Here is a 21,919-nt window from a genome sequence, read left to right as displayed (position 1 = left end):
CCGCACATCGCCGTGGTGCACTTCGACGTCATGCAAGATGAATCTCCTGCAGCGAGATCTCACCCCGCAGCGGACGCTCTGCGACCTGTGCCAGATCAGATACGAATGTGTCCGCGATCGATCGGGTGGTGGTGAGTTGTACCGACAGAACATTGTTCGCTTGACTGCACACAGTTGCGCCGTGCCGGTACGCCACCAGCGCCACTGGATCGACGCGTTGGAAAGTCGCGGTGACGTGTAGGCCGACCTGTGGTGTCACCGGAACGAACGGGCCGTGGTCCGTCTTGATGCGAACTATCCCGATGATCTTGTTGAGACGCTTGATCAACATGGCGTCGGAGATCGTTGCCGGGCAACGGTACGCGATCGACATTCCGGTGACTCCCGGCGATGTCACGGATACCCATGTAGACAGGCTGACGACCTCGACGCCGAGCTTCCACCCCAGCGACGAAATACGTGCGAGAACTGCCGCGGTATCGTGGCATTCGACCACCATGGTGCCCACCCGACTCGTATCGGTGCCCACCCGAGCCGCTTCACCCATTTCCTCGACCTCCTCCGCCTAGACTAGAGAGGAAGTCCGGGCGCATCGACCCCGACGATTCTCGATCCGCGGAAGAAGTCGAGAAGCTCGTTGTCGCCGTGTGCGCCGATACCGCTTCCGCCCCAGAAACTCTGGGTCGAGTGGTCGTCGAGGTCCAGGAGGCTGGTGCTGTTGATCTTGTTCTCACCGCAATCGATTCGGGTCGCAAGTTCACGAGCGCCGTCCACGTCGGCGCCGAACACGTATCCGGCCAGGCCGGTATCGAGAGCGTTGGCCTCGAGCAGCGCCTGCTCGTCGGTAGATGCTCGGTGCACGGTCAGGATCGGCCCGAAGGTCTCCGTCTTGGTGTGCTCCGACGAGATTCCGTGCACCACTGTCGGTGGGAAGAACCATCCGGGATCGTCAGGCACGGGGGTGCTCGAGACGGCCGTGCCGCCCACGTCTCGGAGGAACTCGACGGTAGCCCGCATCCGTTGGAGTTGAGGCTCGTTCGCCTGCGGACCCATCGTGGTGTTGTCGTCATCGGTTCGGCCGAGTGCGATTTCGGCCGTGCGGTCGAGTATTGCGTCGACAAGCCGGTCGTGAAGGTGCGGCGGCACGAAGACGCTTCCCGGACTCTCACACCATTGCCCGTTGAGTTTGGTGAACCCGTCGACGAGTGCGGTGGCAGTCAGATCGATGTCGGCGTCGGCGCGGATGATCACGGGGTTGTTGCTGCCGAGCTCGAGTTGAAGAGCCTTGAAATCGGTAGAAGCTGCAGCGGCGATGGAACTACCGGCTGCTCGGCCGCCGGTGAACGCCAGTGCTCGGATTCGTCGATCGGAGGCCAGTAGATGCCCGACGTCCCCGCCTCCGTGAACGAGTTGAAACAGAGCTTTCGGTGCGTCGAGTTCGGCGATGGCACGCGAGATCGCCTCTGCAAGCACATTGGGTCCTGACGGAGCCCAGTTGGAGGGCTTGGCGATGACAGGAGCGCCTGCGGCCAAAGCGAATGCGGTCTTCTTGGCGGTGATGAAGCTCGGTGCGTTCCACGGTGCGATCACAGCGGTCGGGCCCCACGCCAGCCGATGTAAATGTGCACCTGACGGCAACTGCTCGAACCCGGAGGAGTTCTTCAGATGCTTTGCAGCACTGCGGAATAGATCAGGAAGCCCGCCGGCGAAAAGTGTGCTGATCGAAAGCGGAAGGCCGTTGTTCTTGGAGTCCTCACGAGCGATCGCCGCAGTCCGTTCTTCGACAAGTTCAGCAGTTCTCTCGAGTAGGCGCACCCGGTCGGCGACCGATCGACGGGTCCAGACACCCGATCGGTGAAGTTCTGTCGCGGCGGTGATCGCCCTCTCCACCTGTTCGGTGGAGGACGAGAGTTGGGCTTGCAGTTTCTCTCCGGTGTCGGGATCGGTGAGAAATTCGCCGAGTTCGATAGCCGGTGTTTCGACGTTTCCGTCGATCGTGTTGTTCTGGGGCACGAGTGAGCATGAAGTGGTCATGACTGTCCTTCGTGGCGAAATCGTTTGTAGGTCAGATGTTGTCGAGGTAGCGTTCGCGTTCCCAGTCGGTGACCGCGGACATGAAGGAATCCCATTCGTCCTTGGCGACCGCCGCATAGTGCGATACGACCTCGGCGCCGAACGCCGCGAGTGCGAACTCACTGGCCTCGAGCGCACGCGCCGCTTCGTCCAATGTGCCGGGCAGCGGTTGTTGCTTCACCTTCTCGAGTGTGTCTGTGTCGCTGTACCCGTCGCGTCGTACCGGTGCGCCGGGATCGAGCTTTCGTGTCAGACCGTCGTTCATCGACGCCAGAACGGCGGCGAGTGCGAGATACGGATTTGCGTCCGCCCCAGGCAGTCTCATTTCGAGACGGTTGGCGGACGGTGCCCCGGTGATGAGTCGGCAGGTGGTGGTCCTGTTGTCGAAACCCCAGGTCAAGCCGTTCCCCGAGAAATCGTGACTGGCTCGGGTCCGCCGCATCGAGTTGATGGTCGGCGTGTAGAACAGCATGAGTTCCGGGCAGTGCTCGAGAACTCCGCCGACGGCGTGCAGCAGTTCGGCGCTCGCCGTGTTTTCTGCGCTTTCGTCGTGGAACGGGAAGGTGTCGTCGCTCCGCATGGACGCGTGAATATGACACGACGAGCCCATGCCGTCGGTGCTCGGACGTGCCATGAAAGTAGCAGTGAGCCCTTCTGCCGCAGCGACGTCGTGGACCACCTGCTTGAAGAGCACATGGCGGTCGGCCATCTCGAGGGCGGTTCCGTATTCGAGGTTGATCTCCCACTGGCCCAGACCGTATTCGACCTGAGAGACCTCTACGGGAATCGCGCTCTCCTCCAACGCGGTTCGTACCTTGCGGAAGAAGGGTTCCATTGCGTTGCCGGCGGTGATGGTGTAGTCCGAGGGCACCAAGGTGGTGGGTTCGAGATCCCGATAGCCGCTGCGCCGCAATGTGTCGGGGGTACCTCGGTAGAGGTGGAACTCGAGTTCCGTTGCCGCGTAGACGGTGTGGCCGTCAGCTTCGAGCTTGTCGATCTGTTTGCGCAGGATCGTGCGCGGTGCGATCGGGACCATCTCGCCGGTATGTTCGTCGACCGAGTCAGCGATGACGATGGCAGTGGACTCGAGCCACGACGCGCGTCGCAGTGTTCCCAGGTCAGGTTGCAGGCGGAAGTCATGCCAGCCGGTGTGTCCGCCGGCGTAGTCGACAACGAGTTTGTCCATGCGTTGGCTGGCATCCCAGGCATACACACAGGTGCACACATGCAGACCCTCGTCGATGTTCGCGAGGAAAATTCGCGTCGGGACTCGTTTGCCGATCAACCGTCCGTAGAGGTCGATACCGGCGATGAGGACGGTGTCGATGTCGGACTCGGCGAGCTCGGCCGTGGTGAGCCGGCCTTTCATCGGGCAAGCCATCCGCCGTCGACGGGCAGCTGGACTCCACTGATGTAGGAGGCGTCGTCGGAGAGCAGGAAGGAGACTGCAGCACCCATGTCCTCGGGGCGGCCGACGCGCGGCACCAGGAGCCTGGACTTCATGAAGTCGAGAACTTCGCCGGAGGAGACGTCGATGCCAGGCAGGAAGGCGGTGGGGACCGGCCCGGGGGCGATCGCGTTGACTCGTACGTTGTACCGCGAGAGTTCGACGGCCAGAGCCTTCGTCAGCATCTTCACTCCACCCTTCGACGCGTTGTAGTGGACCTGTGCGAAGCCCTGGGAGGACACGACCACGTCCGCTTCCACCGTCGACAAGTTCACCACAGCGCCGCTGTTGCCGTCGCGGAAGTACGGGGTGGCGATCTGCGTGACGATGAACATGCCCTTGAGGTTGACGTCGAGGACGAGGTCCCACTCTTCGTCGGTGAGGTTCTCGAGAGAACTCATCGTGATCAGGCCGGCGTTGTTGACGAGGTAGTCGAAGCGTCCCCATTCGGCGACGGTCGCTTCGAAGGCGGCGCTCACTGCGGCGCGGTCGCGCACATCGGCTTCGAGGGCGAGCGCAGTTGTGCCGTACTGTGATTCGATCAGTGCGACGGTCTCCTTTGCACTTTCGATGTGAAGGTCCACGACCGCAACGCGGGCACCGTCGGAGGCGAGACGCAGCGCGATGCCGCGGCCGATTCCGGAACCTGCACCGGTGATGAGGGCGACCTTGTTCTCATGCGTACGTGACATTGTTGTCTTCCATTCTGTGATGATCGGTCTGGTGAGAAGAATCGGTCCGACGGGAGGTTGCAGCGTCGACGAGCCACGAGAAGAGCGGGTCGATTTCGACGAAGAATTCGGGGTGCCACTGCACGCCCACCACGGGGCGATCGGCGGCCTGGATGGCTTCGGCGACGCCGTCGAGCGCGCGTCCGACGATCCGGAGTCCGTTCCCCGGGGCATCCACTGCTTGGTGGTGAAGGCTGTTCACGTGAATGCTGTTGCCGTACAGACTGTATGGGATGGAGCCGGATTCAAGGGCGACCTGTTGTGGTCGGTAGGAACGCGGATAGCCGAAGAAGCTGTGCGCCTCACCGGCGTCGGTCGGAAGGTCGGCAATCAGTGTGCCGCCGCGGGCGACGTTGACGACTTGGTGTCCTCGGCACACTCCCAGGATTGGCAGTCCGATTTCCCAGGCCGCATCGACCAGGGCAAACTCGAATTCGTCCCGAGCGGGGTCGATGGGTGACGAGTTGGGTCCGGGGGTGCGGCCGTATCGCCTGGGGTCCACGTCGGAACCACCGCTGAGGACGAGGGCATCGAGATGCTCGACGATTCGGCGCGGATCACTGTGGATGCTCAGCAGGATCGGTTGACCACCGGCAGCGCGGATTTTCGAGGGAAAATCGGTGAAGAACATTTCCATCAACGCGTCGCCGACGACGTTGGGTAGTGACGGCCCGCCGCGGTCGACGCGGCCGGTGACTCCGATCAGGGGCATGGCGGGGAGTGCCTCCGCCGTCATCGTGAATTGGGTCATAGGAGCGAGCATAGAACCATAGAATGGCTTTTCGCTAGAGTTTGGCTTGTAAAGTTGGGGTAACGGGTTCGAAGTGCCGCGCGCTGCTGTATCTATTCAAGGACAGTTGCGAATGGGAGCGTTCGATTTCGTAGGTCAAGACGAAGCGTAAGTGTCGGTCCAGGCACCGAGTAGGGGGTACGAGACGTGCAGATCGACAAGCTGCCGGCCATCGAATTCATGGTCAGTGCACCGACGTTGGGGGAGGATATCGCTCGACGCTTGCGACTGCTCATTCACAGCGGCGCGCTCAGCCCCGGTGATCGCCTGCCATCCGAGCGTGAACTGTCTCAGCAACTCGAAGTCGGTCGAGTCAGTGTGCGAGAAGCGGTCCGAATCCTTCAGGCGATGGGATACATCGAGGTGCGGCGAGGAGCCACGGGCGGATCGTTCGTTTCGGAGTTGACCAGGCCTTATGAAGACTGGGTTGGCCAGTTGAAAGCGCGAGAAGCAGACATCGACGAGATCGTCGACCTCCGTATCGGGTTGGAAATGCGCACGGCAAGCCTCGCGGCGGTCCGGCGAACCGATCGTCATCTTCTCGAGTTGCTCGAATCCATTGAGCAATTGGGGGTTTCCGGAAGTCGGGGATCCTTCCGGGCTTGTGACGCCAGGTTCCACGGCGGTATCGCCAGAGCGGCGGGAAACAGCAGGTTGGAGGCCGCTGTGGTCGAGGCTCGCGGCGAAATGTTCGTCCCCGTCGATCATCTCGTGTTCGAGGATCAGGTCGAGGCTTCGAGGGTGGAGCACAAGGAAATCTTCGAGGCGATCAAGCGGGGCGACAGCGCTCGCGCGGCGGAGGCAATGGAACGTCACATTCTGCACGCAAAAGACGAGCTCAAACGCTTGGCGCTGCAGGAAGAAGGCTGACGGGAGCGCGACGAACGGACGGTTCGTCCCGTTTTTCGCAAGTAAAAGTTTTGTGAATTGGGTCCCGAATCGACTTCAATGGTTCTAACATCGCCCGTATGACCCATACTTCCGTCAATGCTTCACGTGATGCATCCGGCGATGACCGAACTCTTCGAGGCTCGCTGGGTACCGGCTCGATAGTCCTCATGGTCGTTGCCGCAGCTGCTCCCCTGACTGTGATCAGTGGTCTTGTGCCGCTGGGTATTTCCGGTGGCAACGGTGCGGGCTTCCCCATGACCTTCGCCGTGACAACCGGTGTACTTCTGCTCTTCGCCGTCGGGTTCACCGCGATGTCGCGTTACATCCCGGGAACCGGAGCGTTCTATCTCTACATCGGACATGGTCTCGGCCGTGGTGCCGGCGTCGGCAGTGCGATGTTGGCCCTCGTCAGTTACAGCACAGTGCAATTGGCCGTATACGGCTACCTCGGCCCGGCAATGAGTTCGTTGATCACCTCCTACGGTGGTCCGGAGGTGCCGTGGTGGATCTTCTCGCTCGCCTCGTTGGCTCTGGTAGCCGTCCTCGGATTTCGTCATATCGAATTGTCGGGCAAGGTGCTCGGCATCCTGTTGATCGCAGAGGTCGGGATCGTAGTCGTACTCGACGCTTTCATCATCGCCGACGGTGGTCCGGAAGGCCCGTCGACAGCAATGTTCTCTCCGTCGGAAATATTCTCCGGATCCCCCGGCGTCGCATTGGTATTCGCGCTTGCCGGTTACATCGGGTTCGAGTCGACGGCGATCTTCCGTGACGAAGCGAAGGATCCCGCGCGGACTATCCCGCGAGCGACATACGCCGCCTTGATACTCATCGGCGGCTTCTACGCTCTCTCCAGTTGGGCGGTTGTGACAGCCTGGGGCGACAAGGGTGCAGTGGACATTGCGGGTACTGACCCCGACGGCATGCTGATCACCACTGCCACCGACTTTGCCGGAACGGTGACAGCCCACCTGATTCAAATTCTGTTGGTGTCCAGTCTCTTTGCCGCAGTTCTGTCTCTCCACAATGTCTTGGCCAGATACATCTTCGTTCTGTCGAACACCGGCGTTCTGCCGGGCGCAGGTGGGCGGACGCACCGCGTGCATGGTTCGCCGCACATCGCGTCAGTGGTGCAATCCTGCTGTGCTCTGGTACTTCTCGGAGCTTGCATCGTCATCGGTCTGGATCCGATGACACAGATCTTCGCGTGGTTCGCCGGCGTTGCAACGGTGGGGATCGTGGCTCTCATGTTGCTCACGTGCCTTGCGGTGCTCGTCTTCTTTCATCGTACGAAGGTCGATCAGCGATTCTGGCACAACAAACTTGCCCCGAGCTTGGGCCTTGTCGGGCTGATCGGATTCGCGATCGCCATTGCCGGAAACCTTCCGCTCCTACTGGGCGGCAACATTCTGGCCGTGGTGATGACCGGGGTGCTGGTGCTCGCGTTTGTCGGTGGATTCCTCTATGCGCGACGACGGAAGCAAGTGAGCTTCGAACTCCCGTCGTGAGAGGGCTTTCGGTGAAATGATGGGTGCACCCGCACTCGAGAAAGCAGGACTCCCATGACGTTCGCGGATCTGGACGGTGACGAACTGTGGAGTTACCTGACGGAGCGTTCAGGATTGCCCGGCCCGCGCGCGAACCTTGGGCTCATGCTCGAGTTCGCGCGCGGCGCCGATGACGACGACATCCTGCTGGCGGCGGAGTCCGAGGACGAATACATCCGCTGCTGTGGGATCGTCGGGCTCGGATTCATCCTTGTTCGTTCACGCGACAAGGCTGTTCTGAACAGTCTCACGGAGGCAACCACCAGTGCGTCGTGGCGTGCACGTGAAGCTGCCGCGATGGCCGTTCAGGCGATAGGCGACACGGATCCGCAATTATTGCGGGCGATCATCGAGCAGTGGTCACGCTCCGCTCATCCATTGACGCTGCGCGCAGCGGCTGCGGGGATCTGCGAGCCACGGTTGCTGAAGGACAAGACCAACGCTGCGCTGGCCGTTCAGGTGTGCCGAGACGCTACCAAGTGGATCGTCTCGCAACCGGCTGATTCCCGTCGTGACGCCGACACACGGACTCTCCGGCAGGCGCTCGGATACTGCTGGAGTGTCGCGGTTGCGGCGGATCCGGAGAATGCCCTGCCGGCATTCGTCTCCCTGGGGGCGTCGGACGACACCGATGTCGTCTGGATCGTGCGGGAGAACCGGAAGAAGGCTCGCCTGCGCAAGGTGCTCGAAAGCTGACCCGTGGAACAGAGTCGTAGGTTATCCTCAGAATTAGAACCTGTTCTAACTACGAGGGGTAGACCATGGCACCGTCCGCAGAGGTAATCCGCAAGACCGTCGACGCCTACATCGAGACAGTTGCGACGGGCACTGCTGCCCAGGTTGTGGCCCTGTACGCAGAGGGTGCAACGGTTGAAGACCCGGTTGGTACCGACGTGCGCACCACCCGCGAGTCCATTCTCGAGTTCTACTCCGTGATCGAGAACTTCGACCAGGAAGCTCACCTTCAGACCCTCCGCATTGCCGGAAACGAAGCGGCATTCCACTTCTCGCTGATCACCAAGCTCGGCGAGCAGACTCTGACCATCGCACCCATCGACGTCATGACCTTCGACGACGACGGAAAGATCCTGTCGATGCGTGCATTCTGGAACCAGGAAGACATGATCACCGCCTGACATGACGGTCAAGACGATCGACGTCGACGGATTCTGTTGGCAGATCGACGATTCCGGTTCCGGGACAGCTGTGGTCATGTGCCACGGCTTTCCCGGCCTCGGATACAGCTATCGCCATCAGTCGGCAGCGTTGGCGGAAGCGGGTTTTCGGTCGATTGCACTCGACATGCCCGGTTACGGCGGCACTACCCGCCCCGACGCGATCGAGGACTACACCAACGACGCCGTCGCGAACCGGCTGATCGACCTACTCGACGCTCTCGGAATCGACAAAGCGGTGTTCGTCGGACACGATTTCGGCGCTCCGGTTGCGTGGACGACAGCGCTTCGTCACCCCGATCGCGTTGCGGGACTGGTCTCCTTGGCGGTTCCCTATGCGCCGGACAGATTCCCGGCCAAGCCCTCGGCCATCTACGCCGCCTTGGCGCGCAAGCACTTTCTGCACATTCACTATTTTCAGGAACCGGGTGTTGCGGAGCGCGAACTCGACGCCCGTCCACGTGAATTCCTTCAGCGGCTCTTCCACGCCTTGTCCGGGGCTTACCGGTACCTCGATGTGTGGAAGAACCCCTCCGAAGGAAACGGCTATCTCGACGTACTTCCCGAGGCGCCGGCGTTGCCGTGGTCGTGGCTCACCGAGGATGATTTGGATGTCTATGTAAAGGCCTTTACTGCAACAGGTTTCACCGGTGGCTTGAACTGGTACCGAGCGTATGACGCCAATTGGGAACGCAGCGCGGATCTGGACGGAGCGCACATCGAGGTCCCGACGCTCTTCGTTGCGGGCGCGGAAGACCCGGTCATCGCGATGAGCGGTCCCAAGGCATTGGACCGAATGAAGGACACCGTCCCCGACCTGCGGGGTGTACATCTCCTCGGCGGTGCGGGGCACTTCGTACAACAAGAACACGCTGCCGAGGTCAATGAACTTTTGATCTCTTTCCTTCGGTCGCTCTAGGCGAAATCGGGCCGAAGGTCTAGCGTTGCGCAGATGCGCACCAGGATCTTCGATCGCGGTATTCGGGTAGGTATCACCGGTGCTCTTGTTGCCGGTTCGCTTCTGGCTCTGGGCGTGTCCGGTGCCGCCGCCGCTCCGCCTTGCCCTGGATCGTCACCCGCCATACTCAGCGCCCAGATTCCGGGTGCGGCCCTCGAGGGTGTCACGGTGGACGGGCAAGGGCGCCTGTATACGACCGACCTGGTGAGTGGGCGGATCTTCCGCGTCGACGGGCCTGGTCAGGCCGCAGTTCCGATCGCGACGGTTCCCGGCGGTGCGGGCGCACTCGCGTGGAGCCCGGACGGTTCACTGCTGGTGGGTACCGGAGCAAACGCCGGCGTGCTGATCGGCGATCTGACGCGTGCTGCGTCGGTCGCGCGGGTGGACGTGAACTCGGGTGCCGTGACGCCGATAGCCGGTGGTCTGAGCGCTGCAAACGGCCTCGCCGTCGCGCACGACGGAACGATCTACGCCACCAACGATTTCGGTTCGCTGATCGGAAAGGTCAGCCCGAATGGTTCCGTCGACCCGGCGTGGGCAACCTTCCCGAGTGCAAATGGCGCTGCCCTGAGTGCCGATAATCGCTGGCTCTACGTCTCGCGCACGTTCGCAAACCCGGGTGTCAGCCGCATCTCCGTCGACAATCCGGGATATTCGGAGTCGTTGGTCGACCTCGGCGGCTTCGAAACCTTCTCTGCTCCAGATGGTTTGACCTTGGACTCGCGAGATCGCGCAATTGTTCCCACGGACATCAGTGGTGAGGTGTGGCGGATCGACGGACCCGGCCAGTACTGCTCGCTCACCAGCGGACTGCAAGCGTCGAGTGTGTTGACCTACGGGCGTGGCAATTCCGGTTTCGCGGCCGGGCATCTCTACCGCGCCGGGTTCGACGGAAAGATCGTCGAGATTCCGGCCGGCTTCGACGCGGGCGCCCAGGCCGCAACCCCCTGACGCGACACCCTGACGCGACTTACCCACTACTGATGCCGGGACTGCCGGAATCGTCCATACTGGTCTGCATGGCGGAAACGAGTGAGATCGACGAGGCCGAAGTGGCCCTTCCCGCGATACCGCAGCCGTTGCTGACCCCGCTCACGGAAGCTGCGATCTTCCTGGTTTTCACCATCGACGAGGGTGGTGAGCAGGCAGTTCACGACGTTCTGGCGGATATTTCCGGGCTGCAACGCTCGATCGGATTCCGGGTTCCCGCCGGTGGCTTGGCTGCCGTCGTCGGCATCGGTTCGGATGCGTGGGACCGACTTTTCGACGGTCCACGGCCGGCGGAATTGCATCCGTTCGTCGAGTTGACCGGTGACAAACACCACGCCCCGCGCACGCCGGGCGATCTGTTGTTTCACATCCGGGCCCGTCAGATGGACCTGTGCTTCGAGTTCGCCACGGTCGTGACCAACAGGTTGGCCGGGGCCGCGTCGGTGATCGACGAGGTCCACGGGTTCAAGTATTTCGAGCAACGCGACCTCATGGGTTTTGTCGACGGTACCGAGAACCCGTCCGGGCAGGCCGCTTACGTCGCGGTCACCGTCGGTGACGAGGATCCGGATTTCGCAGGCAGCAGTTACGTCATCGTCCAGAAGTACCTCCACGACATGTCGGAGTGGAACTCCCTGCCCGTCGAGGAGCAGGAGAACGTCATCGGACGCTCCAAGCTCGAAGATCTCGAGATGGACGACGACACCAAGCCGGCCAACTCCCACACCGCACTCACCGTCATCGAGGACGAATCCGGTGAGCAGATCCAGATTCTGCGGGACAACATGCCGTTCGGCCACGTCGGCTCCGCTGAGATGGGTACCTATTTCATCGGTTACTCGGCGTCGCCGACGGTCACCGAGCAGATGCTCACCAACATGTTCATCGGGAATCCCGTCGGCAATTACGACCGCATTCTCGATTTCTCCACCGCCGTCACCGGAATCAATTTCTTCGTTCCGACGGCGGACTTTCTCGACGATCCCCCGGACTTGCCGACCAGGCTCGTTCCCGAAGCGACGTTCACAGCGCCCATCTCTGACGGTTCTCTCGGAATCGGCAGCCTCAAAAGGAGTGCCCAGCAATGACAAACCTGCACCGCGACCTAGCACCCATTTCGGCAGCAGCCTGGGCCGAGATCGAGGAAGAGGCGAGCCGTACCTTCAAGCGTCACGTCGCCGGTCGTCGTGTCGTGGATGTGGAGGGACCGTCGGGTGACGATCTCGCGGCCATCCCACTCGGGCATCAGGTGCCGATCAATCCCTTGGCCGACGGCGTCATCGCACATGCTCGTCAGTCCCAGCCGATCATCGAACTGCGGGTCCCGTTCACCGTCAGCCGCCAGGCCATCGACGACGTCGAACGCGGCGCCAAGGACTCCGACTGGCAGCCCGTCAAGGACGCGGCCAAGCAGATCGCGTTCGCCGAGGACCGCGCCATCTTCGAGGGATACCCCGCAGCCAGCATCACCGGCGTGCGGGCCAGCGGTTCCAACCCGGAACTGAAGCTACCCATCGACGCCAAGGACTACCCGGAAGCCATCAGCCAGGCGATCACGTCGCTGCGCTTGGCCGGTGTCAACGGACCGTACTCACTGCTCTTGAATGCAGATGCGTTCACCGCGATCAACGAGACCTCCGATCACGGCTACCCCATCCGCGAGCACCTGCGACGCGTCCTCGACGGCGAGATCATCTGGGCCCCGGCCATCGACGGCGCTTTCCTGCTGTCGACGCGTGGCGGTGACTACGAACTGCATCTAGGCCAGGACCTGTCCATCGGCTATCTCTCGCACGATGCGAACTCCGTCGAGCTGTACTTCCAGGAATCGATGACGTTCCTCATGTACACCAGCGAAGCTGTTGTCTCACTTGCGTGAGACCTTTCGAAACCTCTGATACCAGGGTGGGCGAGGCAGTTCGCCGATGTCCTGGAGATGGGCGACAAAGGCCTGGGCATCCGCATGCGAAGACGACTTCGGTCGTCCGTCCGCCCACGCTGTGAACAACTGAAGATAACGATCGCCGAGAGTGTGGCGCACGACCGGAAGGTGGTGCGCCACTTCTCCTGCGCGCTTTCGGAGCAGTGCCGCCGAGACAACGGCGGCTTCGTCTTTGTCGAAGCCTTCGGGCAGTTCGCCACCCGCCACCAGTGCGCGAATCAGCGCCTCTTGACGCTCACCGAGCGTGCTCATGTGCGTGACCAGTCGGTGCCCGCGGTGATGCGATCCAGACCAGCTGCGTCGGCGATGGCATCGAGCTCGTCGAGCAATTCCAGTGCCGGCGGATAGTTTCCGTCGCGCTCGAGCATGATCGCGGGATGGTGACCGGCGGCGGTGAACTGCGCAAGGAGTTCCAGCACGGCTTCGGGCACCGGGTCGGTGTGCGTGTCGTGGTATTTTCCGTCGCTGAGACTGCCACCGGCGATGTGGCAGTAGGCGATTCGTTCGAGTGGCAGCCGGCTCAGCTCGGTCCAGGGATCACGCCCGCGATTGAGAGCGTTGGCGTAGACGTTCGCGATGTCGAGAACCAGCAGGGCTCCGGTGCGCTCGACGATCTCCGCGAGAAACTCCCCTTCGGTCAACTCGTCGTCCGGCCAGTCGAACAGGGCGGCAACGTTTTCGACGGCGAACGGCACCGGTAGACCGTCCTGAGTCCGGGTGATGTTGCGTACCAGGGCGTCGACGGCTTCGTAGGTGCGCGGAAGTGGGAGCAGGTGCCCGGCCTCGATGCCGCCTGCACGCACGAATGCGATGTGCTCGCTCGCCAAGGGAGCGCCCAGTAGCTGGGATGCACGCGCAAGGTGATCGATCCGTGCCTGATCTACCGCCTCGGCCCCGCCAAGTGAGAGCGAGATTCCGTGCGGGATCACCGGAACTCCCAGCGAGCCGAGGTGCGGCGGTATCTCGTTTCCGACGGATTCGGCAATGACTTCGCAGAATGCCAGGCCGTCGAGTTGCGCGATGATTCCGGAGACCTCGGGGCGCCAACCGATTCCCAGGCCGTGCAGGGTCATTCGAGTCACCTCCCGTGTGCAACTGCTAACGGCGACTATAGACGGATCAGCCGGGCAACCAGTTGGGTCCCGGACCGTTGCCTTCTTCGAAGATCAGCCACGTTTTGGTCGAGAGAACCCCGTCGAGTCCCTGGAGTTCTTCGAGAACGGTGTGGCGTAGTTCCTGGTTGTCCGGGGCTCGAACCAGCACCAGAACGTCGAAGTCGCCGCCGAGGAGGGAGAAGTGCTCGACAAACGGCAGGGCCTTCAAGGACGCCGCCAGACCTCGCCACGAGTGCTGCCTGATCGAGAGTGCCACGTATGCCGAGGAGCCGAGTCCGGCCTTCTCATGGGCGATCCGCGTCGTGAATCCGGTGATGATTCCGGCGTCCTCGAGCCTTTCGATGCGGACGTAGGCGTGAGCGCGGGATATGTGCGCCTTTTCAGCCAGTGCACGCATGGAGATGCGACTGTCTGCGACCAGTTCGGCGATGATGCGGCGGTCGATCGCATCGAGAGTGTGCGGTTCGGTGGCCATCTGTCCATTCCTGCTTCGGTAGTCGAGTCGGTTGATGGACATATTGCTGCCCGAATCCTCATGATAGGCCGTTTGTCTTGAATCCTCGACGCTTGCTGCCATTACGTCGCCGAAGTGCGAATACTGATGGACACAACGTCTTCTGGAGGTAGAAGTGACACTTGTCGAACCCTTGGGGGAACTGCGGTATCGGAAGTTCCTGCCGGCCGATTCCGCGGTGCAGTACCTCGACCCTGCCGGAGAACTGACGCGCAGCGAGGCCCGCTACGCGAAACCGAGCGACGATCGCCTGATCGCGATGTATCGAAAGATGTTCCTGGGCAGGCGTTTCGACCAGCAGGCGACGGCACTGACCAAACAGGGGCGCCTGGCCGTGTATCCGTCCTCGCGAGGGCAGGAGGCATGTCAGATCGCGGCAGCGATGAGTCTGGAGCCGAGTGACTGGCTCTTCCCCACCTACCGGGATTCGATGGCGTTGGCCGCCAGGGGTGTCGATCCGGTGCAGATTCTGAGCATGCTCGCCGGCGACTGGCACTGCGGATACGACCCGGTCGCACTGCGCAGTGCGCCGCAGTGCACCCCGCTGGCAACGCAATTGCTGCATGCAGCGGGGGTGGCCTACGGGGAGTCTCGACGGGGCTTGAACACCGTCGCCTTGGCGCTCTGTGGTGACGGCGCCACCAGTGAGGGCGATTTCCACGAGGCGCTGAACTTCGCCGCCGTCTTCAAGGCGCCGGTGATCTTTCTGGTGCAGAACAACGGATTTGCGATCAGCGTGCCACTGTCGCGCCAAAGCGCAGCACCGACGTTGGCGCACAAGGGCGTCGGCTACGGGATCGGCAGCGAGCAGGTCGACGGCAACGATCCCGTTGCGATGCTGGCCGTCATGGACGAGGCGGCACGCTTCGTCCGCAGCGGAAACGGACCGGTGATCGTCGAGGCACACACTTATCGCATCGACGCACACACCAATGCCGACGACGCCACCCGCTACCGCGACAGCGCCGAGGTGGAAGCCTGGCTCGGGCGAGATCCGTTGCCGCGTCTCGAAAAGTATCTGCGCGCACACGATCTGATCGACGACGCGTTCGTGGAATCACTGACCGCAGAGGCAGAAGCAGAGGCCGCCACACTACGCGCCGGCATGAACGTCGACCGCCCACACGATCCGCTCGATCTGTTCCGGTATGTCTTCGCCGAGCAGACACCGCAATTGCGTGAGCAACAAGCCCAACTCGAAACCGAACTTGCCGCCGAAGCCGCTGACACAGGGGGACACTGACCATGCCCATGCTCACGATGGCTCAGGCCCTCAACACCGCGCTACGCGACTCTCTGGCTGCGGACGACAACGTTGTCGTCTTCGGTGAGGACGTCGGCACCCTGGGCGGCGTTTTCCGCGTCACCGACGGCCTCACCCGCGACTTCGGCGACGACCGATGCTTCGACACTCCCCTCGCCGAGTCCGGCATCATCGGATTCGCAATCGGCATGGCCATGACCGGTTTTCGTCCGGTCGTGGAAATGCAGTTCGACGCGTTTGCCTATCCGGCATTCGAGCAGATCGCCTCCCATGTCGCGAAGATCCGCAACCGCACCAAGGGCGCGCTGTCGATTCCGATAGTCATTCGTGTTCCTTTTGCCGGCGGTATCGGCGGGGTGGAGCATCACTGTGATTCCAGTGAGGGCTACTACGCGCACACACCCGGACTGAAGGTTGTGGCGCCGTCCACGGTGGAAGACGCGTACTCGCTGCTACGTTCGGCGATCGAGGACCCCGACCCGGTGATCTTCCTCGAGCCCAAGAAGCTGTACTTCGCGCGAGCAGATGTCGACCTGACCGCACGTGAGCCGATCGGTCGCGCCGTCGTCCGGCGCCGCGGTCGTGACGCGACGCTCATTGCCTACGGTCCGTCCGTGGATGTTGCACTGAGGTCCGCCGAGGCCGCTGCAGCCGAGGGCCGGGATATCGAGGTGATCGACATCCGCTCGATAGTGCCGTTCGACGACGAGACGGTCACCGCATCGGTGCGAAAGACCGGACGCTGCATCGTCATCCAGGAAGCGCAAGGTTTTGCCGGTGTGGGTGCAGAAATTGCTGCCCGAGTGCAGGAACGGTGTTTCCACCATCTCCATGCCCCGGTGCTCCGGGTCAGCGGCTTCGACATCCCCTACCCCGCTCCCAAGCTCGAGCGTCACCACCTGCCCAGCGTCGACCGTGTCCTGGACGCCCTCGACCGTCTGCAGTGGAACGACACTCCGGACACCCGTTGGGCGGTGACGGCATGAGCAATCAGGTTTTCATGCTCCCCGACCTCGGCGAAGGACTGGCGGAGGCCGACATCGCGGAGTGGCACGTCAAGGTAGGCGACGTGGTTACCATCGATCAGATCGTCGTCGAGGTGGAAACTGCGAAAGCTGCTGTGGATGTGCCCATCCCGTTCGCCGGGACCGTGATCGAACTACACGGCAAAGACGGAGACACCCTGAAGGTGGGCACACCGCTGATCACTGTGAGTGGTGGCGAGAGTGTCGACGCGGTCGTTTCGGCCAACCACGAGCGCTACCGCGAAGAGGAACGCGCCGGTTCGGGCAACGTCCTGATCGGCTACGGCACCAGCGAGGATGCTCCTCTGCGCCGCCGCAGAGCGGCTCCGTCGGTACGTGTGATCTCGCCGATTGTTCGTAAACTGGCCTCTGACAACAGTATCGACCTAGCCACGATTTCCGGATCGGGCGCTGGCGGAGTCATCACGCGCGCCGACGTCGAGGCCGGGGCAAACTTCGGCCCGGAAACGGAAACGTCACACGCGACCGACCAAAGAATTCCGATCAAGGGGCTACGCAAGGTAGTTGCCGACAAGCTGTCCACCAGCCGCCGCGAGATCCCTGACGCGACAACCTGGGTCGACGTCGACGCCACCGAACTGTTGGCGGCGCGAGCCGAGATCAACAAGTCACTGCCCGATTCCGACAAGATCAGCCTGATGGCGCTCCTGGCTCGGCTGACCATCGCGGCGTTGGCGCAGTACCCCGAACTGAACTCGTCGGTCGATACTGCTCGAGGCGAGATCGTTCGACACGCCCGCACCCACCTGGGGATCGCCGCGCAGACACCGAAGGGATTGATGGTACCGGTCATTCGAAATGCGGACGCCCTGAGCACCGTCGAACTCGCACAAGCACTTCGGGTGACCACCGACCTTGCGCGCGACGGCAAACTCGAACCCGCCCGCCTGACCGGCGGCACGTTCACGCTCAACAACTACGGGGTATTCGGGGTCGACGGATCGACTCCGATCATCAATCACCCCGAGGCGGCAATTCTGGGGATCGGACGCATCATCGACAAGCCGTGGGTCGTGAACGGCGAGTTGACCGTTCGTAAGGTCACTCAGATCTCGTTGAGCTTCGACCACCGCGTCTGTGACGGGGGCGAGGCCGGCGGATTCCTCAGGCTGTTCGGTGACTACATCGAGAACCCGATCCGCGTCCTGGGAAGGCTCTGATGACAACTGCAGAACCCCACAGCGACGTCGTGATCCTCGGTGGAGGATCGGGCGGCTATGCCTGCGCCATCCGCGCCGCTCAACTCGGATTGTCGGTCACGCTGATCGAAGCGGACAAGGTCGGCGGAACGTGCCTGCACCGCGGATGCATCCCGACCAAGGCACTGCTGCATTCCGCCGAGGTGGCCGATTCGGCACGCACCAGTGAGCAATTCGGTGTCCGGGCATCTTTTGCCGGCATCGACGTCGCGCAGGTGCACGACTACAAGAACGGGACAGTCGAGCGGCTGTACAGCGGTCTGCAAGGCTTGTTGGCGCAACACAAGATCACCATCGTCAACGGATACGGGACGTATGTCGGTGGGCGAAGCATCGACGTCGACGGAACCCGCTACACCGGAACATCACTCGTTCTGGCCACCGGCTCGTATCCGCGGGAACTCCCCGGCATCGAACTCGGCCGACGGATCGTCACCAGCGACCAGGCACTCGAACTCGACCGGGTGCCCACCAGCGCAACGGTACTCGGTGGCGGTGTCATCGGCGTCGAGTTCGCAAGCCTCTGGCGCTCGTTCGGCGCCGAAGTAACGATCGTCGAGGCACTCCCCCGACTGATCGCCGCCGAGGATCCGTGGTCGTCGAAGCAGCTGGAGCGGGCATACCGGAAACGTGGAATCGTCTGTAAGACAGACACAAAGGTCGATTCCGCGAAAGAAGCAGCCGATTCCGTCCGCATCGAACTAAGCGACGGAACGAAACTCGACACCGACCTACTGTTGGTCGCCGTCGGCCGCGGACCTCGCACGGACGGTAACGGTTTCGAAGAAAACGGAATCAGCCTCGACAAGGGATTTGTCGTCACCGACGAACGCCTCCGTACGTCCGTGGACGGTGTGTACGCGGTCGGCGACATCGTGCCCGGTCTTGCGTTGGCGCACCGAGGTTTCCAACAAGGAATCTTTGTGGCCGAACAGATTGCCGGCAAGGATCCGATACCGGTCGCCGAACACCTGATTCCTCGCGTGACGTACTCACATCCCGAAGTTGCATCGATCGGACTCGACGAAGAGGCGGCGCGCACGCAGTACGCCGACGTCTCCACCGTCATCTACGACCTGGCAGGTAACGGCAAGAGTCAGATCCTGCGAACTACCGGCGGAATCAAAGTGATTCGAAGCGGAACGAAAGGCCCTGTTGTCGGAGTTCACCTGGTGGGAGACCGCGTCGGCGAACTGATCGGTGAGGCGCAGTTGGCCGTTGCCTGGGAAGCACTTCCCGATGAAGTGGGGCGTTTCATCCACGCGCACCCCAGTCAGAACGAAGCGTTGGGCGAGGCCATGCTCGCACTCGCGGGAACACCACTGCACGCCCACAACTGACCCGGAGACAGAAAAGGAGATTCAATGAGTATCGACGACGAACTGCGCTGGGACGGTGAACTGACCGTCACACGCCATGATCGGGAGACCGGCACGACTTTCGTGATTCGAATCGACTCCACCCGTCTGGGACCGGCGTCGGGTGGCACGCGGGCCGCTCACTATCCCTCCATCGGTCACGCATTGGCGGACGCCGGGAAGCTGGCCGGCGCAATGACTTTGAAGATGGCGGTCTCCGATCTGCCGATGGGTGGCGGGAAGTCGGTAATAGCGCTACCTGCACCGCGCAATCAGATCGACGCCGCAACCTGGACCCGTATCCTCGACATCCACGCCGAGAACATCGACAAGCTCGAAGGAAACTACTGGACCGGTCCCGACGTCAACACCAACTCTTCCGACATGGATCAGCTCAGCCGCACCACCAGATACGTCTTCGGGCGTTCGGTTGACAACGGTGGCGCCGGTTCCAGCGCGCACGCCACCGCTCTGGGTGTGTTCGAAGCGATGAAGGCCACGGCGCGTCGCCGAGGACTCGGAACACTCGACGGCCGAACGGTACTGGTACAGGGGCTCGGCGCCGTCGGCGGCGACGTCGTCCGTCTCGCAGCGCAGGCCGGCGCACGTCTGCTGGTTGCCGATACGGAGCCGCAGCGCCTCGAGGCGGCTTCTCTCGCGGGGCACACGGTCGTTCCTGCCGGCGAGGTCCTCCGAACACCGTGTGACCTCTTTGCCCCCTGCGCGATGGGAGGCATCATCGATTTCGCTGCGGCTGCGTCGATTCCGACTCTGGCCGTGGCGGGCGCAGCAAACAACATCTTGACCGATGCCGCTGCCGGTGAGGTTCTGCGAGACCGCGGTGTTCTCTGTGCCCCTGATTTCGTCGCGAACGCAGGCGGAGCCTTTCACCTCGTGGGGCGAGAAGTCCTGGGGTGGAACGAAGACGACGTCGTCGAACGAACCCGCGGGATCGGTCGAACCTTGGACGAGGTGTACTCGTTGAGCGAGGAACGTGGCATCACTACCGAGGCTGCAGCGCTTATGCTCGCCCGGGCGCGGCTATCCCCCGCATCCACCGCCGCCGCCGCCACATCCGCCGCCCCCGCTGCAGCTGCTGCCTCCCCCGCCTGAACCGCCACCGTCCGAACCCCCGCTACTTCCGCTGCCGTCGGCACCGATTCCGGCGGCGGAGGCCAAGGCGGGATTGATCATCAGCATCGCCGAACCGGCGAAGAGAGCGGCGGACATTCCCGCCAAACGTGGTCCGTAGGCGGAGAAGGCAGGCTTGTTGCGCGGGGACAGGTAGGCGTGTGCCGTGGTCAGTTCCGAACGTGCCGCCTTGCCAGAGGTGGTTCGATCGAAGTTGAGCCCGAGCAGCGGGATGCTGAACCCGGTGACGAGTACGGCGAGAATCAGAAACTCGACGGGCTTGTCGTTGTGCAGTCCGAAAGTAATGCGGACGATACCCACGGCCACCAGGATCTTCAGCGGAACTGTGGAGAGAAAGATTGAACGCCTGGCGCTGTCGGAGGTCAGGTATCCCCGGTCCGCCAAAGAGTTTCGTAGGCGAGCTGTTTCCACCGTCATACGCTCGGCGAGTTGGCGCCGACGATGGGGTAGAGCCTGCTGGGCCAGGCGCTGGTACACGGTGAGGGTGTACCAGTCCAGGGTCTCGTCGCCAGGGCCCAACGGGCGCAGGACAGCGCCGTCGGTGGTGATCAGGTCAGCGCTACGCAGGATTGCCAATGATGCTGCGATGGCGCGTGACTCGCCGGTGAGCATTCCGACTTCCGGAGGCGTCAGTTGCTCGGCGGAATACCCGTGCTCGGTTGAGTACCCGTGCCGGCGTGCCCGGATCATCAGACGCCACCCCAGAGTGAGAACCATGAGCGTGGCCGAAACGGCTATGTAGCCGTTGAGGAAATCCTCGCTGGGGATCCCCCAAGTGTCGACTGCATGCGTGCTCATCCCCCACACCCCCCGCCGCCGCAACTGCTCCCACTGCCGCCACCGCCGTCCGAACCGGATGATCCGGATGAGGAGCCACAACTGTAGTAGCTCGAACTTCCGCCACCCGGGCTGTACGCGGCGCCCGCAGCTACCGCTCCCGCCAGCGCCGGATCGATCAGAACCAGAGCGCCCGCACCGAAGAGCGCCGCCGACAGCCCGGCGAGCGAGGGACCGTAGCTCGTGTACGCGGGCCGCAGTTTCGGTGAGAGGTAAGAGTTTTCGTGCTTGAGGCGTCGAAGCTCGCTGTCTCCCAAAGCTGTCCGACGACGCTTGATGCGAAGAAGTGGAATCATCAGAGCGAGAACGATGATGGTGAGGAGCAGGAACCCGACCGGCTTACCGCCGGCGATTCCGGCGACGAGACGGACTACGCCGAGAGCAATGACCGCCACGATCGGAACGGTCCGAAGGGCAGCGGTCAGACCGTCCTGCTGGCGTTGCAAATATCCCTCGTCGATCAACGTCGTACGTAGTTGTGCGAGTGCGACGTTCAGCCGTCCCATCAGACGCACCTGCCGCAGCGGGACCTTTCCGTTGCCGAGCCGCTTGTGCACCGTACGGGTGAACCAGTCGAGACGATTCTTGTCCTCCGCAGTGAGTGCCAGCTTGGTCTTGCCTTCGGTGCTGATCAGCTCGGCGCTGCGCAGAATAGCCATCGACGCCAGCACCGCTTGGTAGTCACTGGTCAAGGCACCGATCTCGGGAGGAGTGAGCGGCCGACGGACAGCGTCGACGACCACCGGTGACCGGCGCGCAGTCATTCGGCTGTACAGCGAGAGTCCGATCGCGACGGCAGCCGCCACCAGGTACCACTGAAGGAAAGTCTGGCTGGGGATCCCCCATGTATCCGTATGATCATGCATCGCACACCACCTCTCGATGAACTC

At 62.5% G+C, this 21,919-nt stretch carries 23 protein-coding genes; 13 read left to right on the top strand and 10 right to left on the bottom strand.

Annotated features, from left to right (window positions below; translation table 11 throughout):
* Positions 1–28: 28 nt before the first annotated feature.
* From ACVZUB_RS29755 to ACVZUB_RS29735, 5 genes are read right to left on the bottom strand one after another with little or no spacing between them, the layout of a single operon-like run.
* Positions 29–547 carry a hypothetical protein gene (locus ACVZUB_RS29755; protein WP_007729094.1) on the bottom strand — a complete coding sequence of 173 codons (519 nt, stop codon included), beginning with the start codon at positions 545–547 and terminating at the stop codon, positions 29–31.
* A 23-nt stretch (positions 548–570) separates the two neighbouring features.
* Positions 571–2,034 (bottom strand): aldehyde dehydrogenase family protein, encoded by a 1,464-nt coding sequence (locus tag ACVZUB_RS29750; protein ID WP_172403475.1) that lies wholly within the window; start codon positions 2,032–2,034, stop codon positions 571–573.
* A 31-nt stretch (positions 2,035–2,065) separates the two neighbouring features.
* Entirely contained in the window at positions 2,066–3,442 is a 1,377-nt protein-coding gene (locus ACVZUB_RS29745; RefSeq protein WP_083058104.1) for a glutamine synthetase family protein, read from the bottom strand.
* Positions 3,439–4,212, bottom strand: a complete 774-nt coding sequence (locus tag ACVZUB_RS29740) for an SDR family NAD(P)-dependent oxidoreductase (RefSeq protein WP_063315354.1) — start codon at positions 4,210–4,212, stop codon at positions 3,439–3,441. The genes ACVZUB_RS29745 and ACVZUB_RS29740 overlap by 4 nt, the downstream gene beginning before the upstream one ends.
* Positions 4,196–5,002 (bottom strand): gamma-glutamyl-gamma-aminobutyrate hydrolase family protein, encoded by an 807-nt coding sequence (locus tag ACVZUB_RS29735; protein ID WP_482628046.1) that lies wholly within the window; start codon positions 5,000–5,002, stop codon positions 4,196–4,198. The genes ACVZUB_RS29740 and ACVZUB_RS29735 overlap by 17 nt, the downstream gene beginning before the upstream one ends.
* 186 nt (positions 5,003–5,188) lie before the next feature.
* On the opposite strand from ACVZUB_RS29735, the gene ACVZUB_RS29730 reads away from it, so the two are divergent.
* The 8 genes from ACVZUB_RS29730 to ACVZUB_RS29695 all read left to right on the top strand — a co-directional run bounded on the left by ACVZUB_RS29730 (position 5,189) and on the right by ACVZUB_RS29695 (position 12,481).
* A complete protein-coding gene (locus ACVZUB_RS29730) occupies positions 5,189–5,911 on the top strand; it encodes a FadR/GntR family transcriptional regulator (protein ID WP_021332595.1) in 723 nt (240 codons plus the stop codon).
* Between the two features lie 98 nt (positions 5,912–6,009).
* Positions 6,010–7,440 (top strand): APC family permease, encoded by a 1,431-nt coding sequence (locus tag ACVZUB_RS29725; RefSeq protein ID WP_482628045.1) that lies wholly within the window; start codon positions 6,010–6,012, stop codon positions 7,438–7,440.
* Between the two features lie 54 nt (positions 7,441–7,494).
* On the top strand, positions 7,495–8,175 hold the full coding sequence (locus ACVZUB_RS29720) for a hypothetical protein (protein ID WP_083058109.1): 681 nt from the start codon (positions 7,495–7,497) through the stop codon (positions 8,173–8,175).
* 65 nt (positions 8,176–8,240) lie between these two features.
* Positions 8,241–8,615, top strand: coding sequence for a nuclear transport factor 2 family protein (locus ACVZUB_RS29715; protein WP_003942502.1), 375 nt, complete (start codon positions 8,241–8,243; stop codon positions 8,613–8,615).
* 1 nt (position 8,616) lies between these two features.
* Positions 8,617–9,573 (top strand): alpha/beta fold hydrolase, encoded by a 957-nt coding sequence (locus tag ACVZUB_RS29710; protein WP_083058112.1) that lies wholly within the window; start codon positions 8,617–8,619, stop codon positions 9,571–9,573.
* A 33-nt stretch (positions 9,574–9,606) separates the two neighbouring features.
* A complete protein-coding gene (locus tag ACVZUB_RS29705) occupies positions 9,607–10,563 on the top strand; it encodes an SMP-30/gluconolactonase/LRE family protein (protein ID WP_482628044.1) in 957 nt (318 codons plus the stop codon).
* A 68-nt stretch (positions 10,564–10,631) separates the two neighbouring features.
* Complete coding sequence (locus ACVZUB_RS29700) at positions 10,632–11,690, top strand: Dyp-type peroxidase (protein ID WP_042447536.1); 1,059 nt, start codon at positions 10,632–10,634, stop codon at positions 11,688–11,690.
* Positions 11,687–12,481: a family 1 encapsulin nanocompartment shell protein gene (locus ACVZUB_RS29695; RefSeq protein ID WP_003942478.1), complete on the top strand. Its 795-nt coding sequence runs from the start codon at positions 11,687–11,689 to the stop codon at positions 12,479–12,481. Before ACVZUB_RS29700 ends, ACVZUB_RS29695 begins: the two co-directional genes overlap by 4 nt.
* Here the strand turns inward: ACVZUB_RS29695 and ACVZUB_RS29690 are convergent.
* From ACVZUB_RS29690 to ACVZUB_RS29680, 3 genes are read right to left on the bottom strand one after another with little or no spacing between them, the layout of a single operon-like run.
* A complete protein-coding gene (locus tag ACVZUB_RS29690) occupies positions 12,470–12,796 on the bottom strand; it encodes an SCO6045 C-terminal-like domain-containing protein (protein ID WP_007729071.1) in 327 nt (108 codons plus the stop codon). The two genes, ACVZUB_RS29695 and ACVZUB_RS29690, sit on opposite strands and share 12 nt — an antisense overlap.
* Positions 12,793–13,617 (bottom strand): MbnB/TglH/ChrH family RiPP precursor modification enzyme, encoded by an 825-nt coding sequence (locus ACVZUB_RS29685; RefSeq protein WP_058037571.1) that lies wholly within the window; start codon positions 13,615–13,617, stop codon positions 12,793–12,795. The genes ACVZUB_RS29690 and ACVZUB_RS29685 overlap by 4 nt, the downstream gene beginning before the upstream one ends.
* 46 nt (positions 13,618–13,663) lie before the next feature.
* Entirely contained in the window at positions 13,664–14,134 is a 471-nt protein-coding gene (locus ACVZUB_RS29680) for an Lrp/AsnC family transcriptional regulator (RefSeq protein ID WP_058037572.1), read from the bottom strand.
* Between the two features lie 154 nt (positions 14,135–14,288).
* Between ACVZUB_RS29680 and pdhA the strand changes: the two genes are divergently transcribed.
* The 5 genes from pdhA to ACVZUB_RS29655 are packed head-to-tail and all read left to right on the top strand — an operon-like array spanning position 14,289 to position 20,153.
* Complete coding sequence (pdhA, locus tag ACVZUB_RS29675) at positions 14,289–15,416, top strand: pyruvate dehydrogenase (acetyl-transferring) E1 component subunit alpha (protein ID WP_081558713.1); 1,128 nt, start codon at positions 14,289–14,291, stop codon at positions 15,414–15,416.
* 2 nt (positions 15,417–15,418) lie between these two features.
* Positions 15,419–16,423: an alpha-ketoacid dehydrogenase subunit beta gene (locus ACVZUB_RS29670; RefSeq protein ID WP_058037574.1), complete on the top strand. Its 1,005-nt coding sequence runs from the start codon at positions 15,419–15,421 to the stop codon at positions 16,421–16,423.
* The gene (locus ACVZUB_RS29665) at positions 16,420–17,643 is read left to right on the top strand and encodes a dihydrolipoamide acetyltransferase family protein (RefSeq protein WP_081558899.1); all 1,224 of its coding nucleotides are present in this window, start codon (positions 16,420–16,422) and stop codon (positions 17,641–17,643) included. The genes ACVZUB_RS29670 and ACVZUB_RS29665 overlap by 4 nt, the downstream gene beginning before the upstream one ends.
* The gene (gene lpdA / locus ACVZUB_RS29660; protein ID WP_482628043.1) at positions 17,643–19,022 is read left to right on the top strand and encodes a dihydrolipoyl dehydrogenase; all 1,380 of its coding nucleotides are present in this window, start codon (positions 17,643–17,645) and stop codon (positions 19,020–19,022) included. The genes ACVZUB_RS29665 and lpdA overlap by 1 nt, the downstream gene beginning before the upstream one ends.
* Before the next feature lie 24 nt (positions 19,023–19,046).
* Complete coding sequence (locus tag ACVZUB_RS29655; RefSeq protein ID WP_482628042.1) at positions 19,047–20,153, top strand: Glu/Leu/Phe/Val dehydrogenase family protein; 1,107 nt, start codon at positions 19,047–19,049, stop codon at positions 20,151–20,153.
* On the opposite strand, the gene ACVZUB_RS29650 is transcribed toward ACVZUB_RS29655, so the two are convergent.
* Together ACVZUB_RS29650 and ACVZUB_RS29645 are read right to left on the bottom strand one after the other, a co-directional pair.
* Positions 20,082–20,990: a TIGR04222 domain-containing membrane protein gene (locus tag ACVZUB_RS29650; protein WP_482628041.1), complete on the bottom strand. Its 909-nt coding sequence runs from the start codon at positions 20,988–20,990 to the stop codon at positions 20,082–20,084. The genes ACVZUB_RS29655 and ACVZUB_RS29650 overlap by 72 nt on opposite strands.
* Positions 20,987–21,895 carry a TIGR04222 domain-containing membrane protein gene (locus ACVZUB_RS29645; RefSeq protein ID WP_064113141.1) on the bottom strand — a complete coding sequence of 303 codons (909 nt, stop codon included), beginning with the start codon at positions 21,893–21,895 and terminating at the stop codon, positions 20,987–20,989. The genes ACVZUB_RS29650 and ACVZUB_RS29645 overlap by 4 nt, the downstream gene beginning before the upstream one ends.
* Between the last annotated feature and the right edge of the window lie 24 nt (positions 21,896–21,919).

It is taken from the genome of Rhodococcus sp. OS5 (assembly GCF_056837585.1).
The sequence above is the reverse complement of the archived record's forward strand: the minus strand, read 5'-3'. Positions and strand labels throughout refer to the sequence as shown.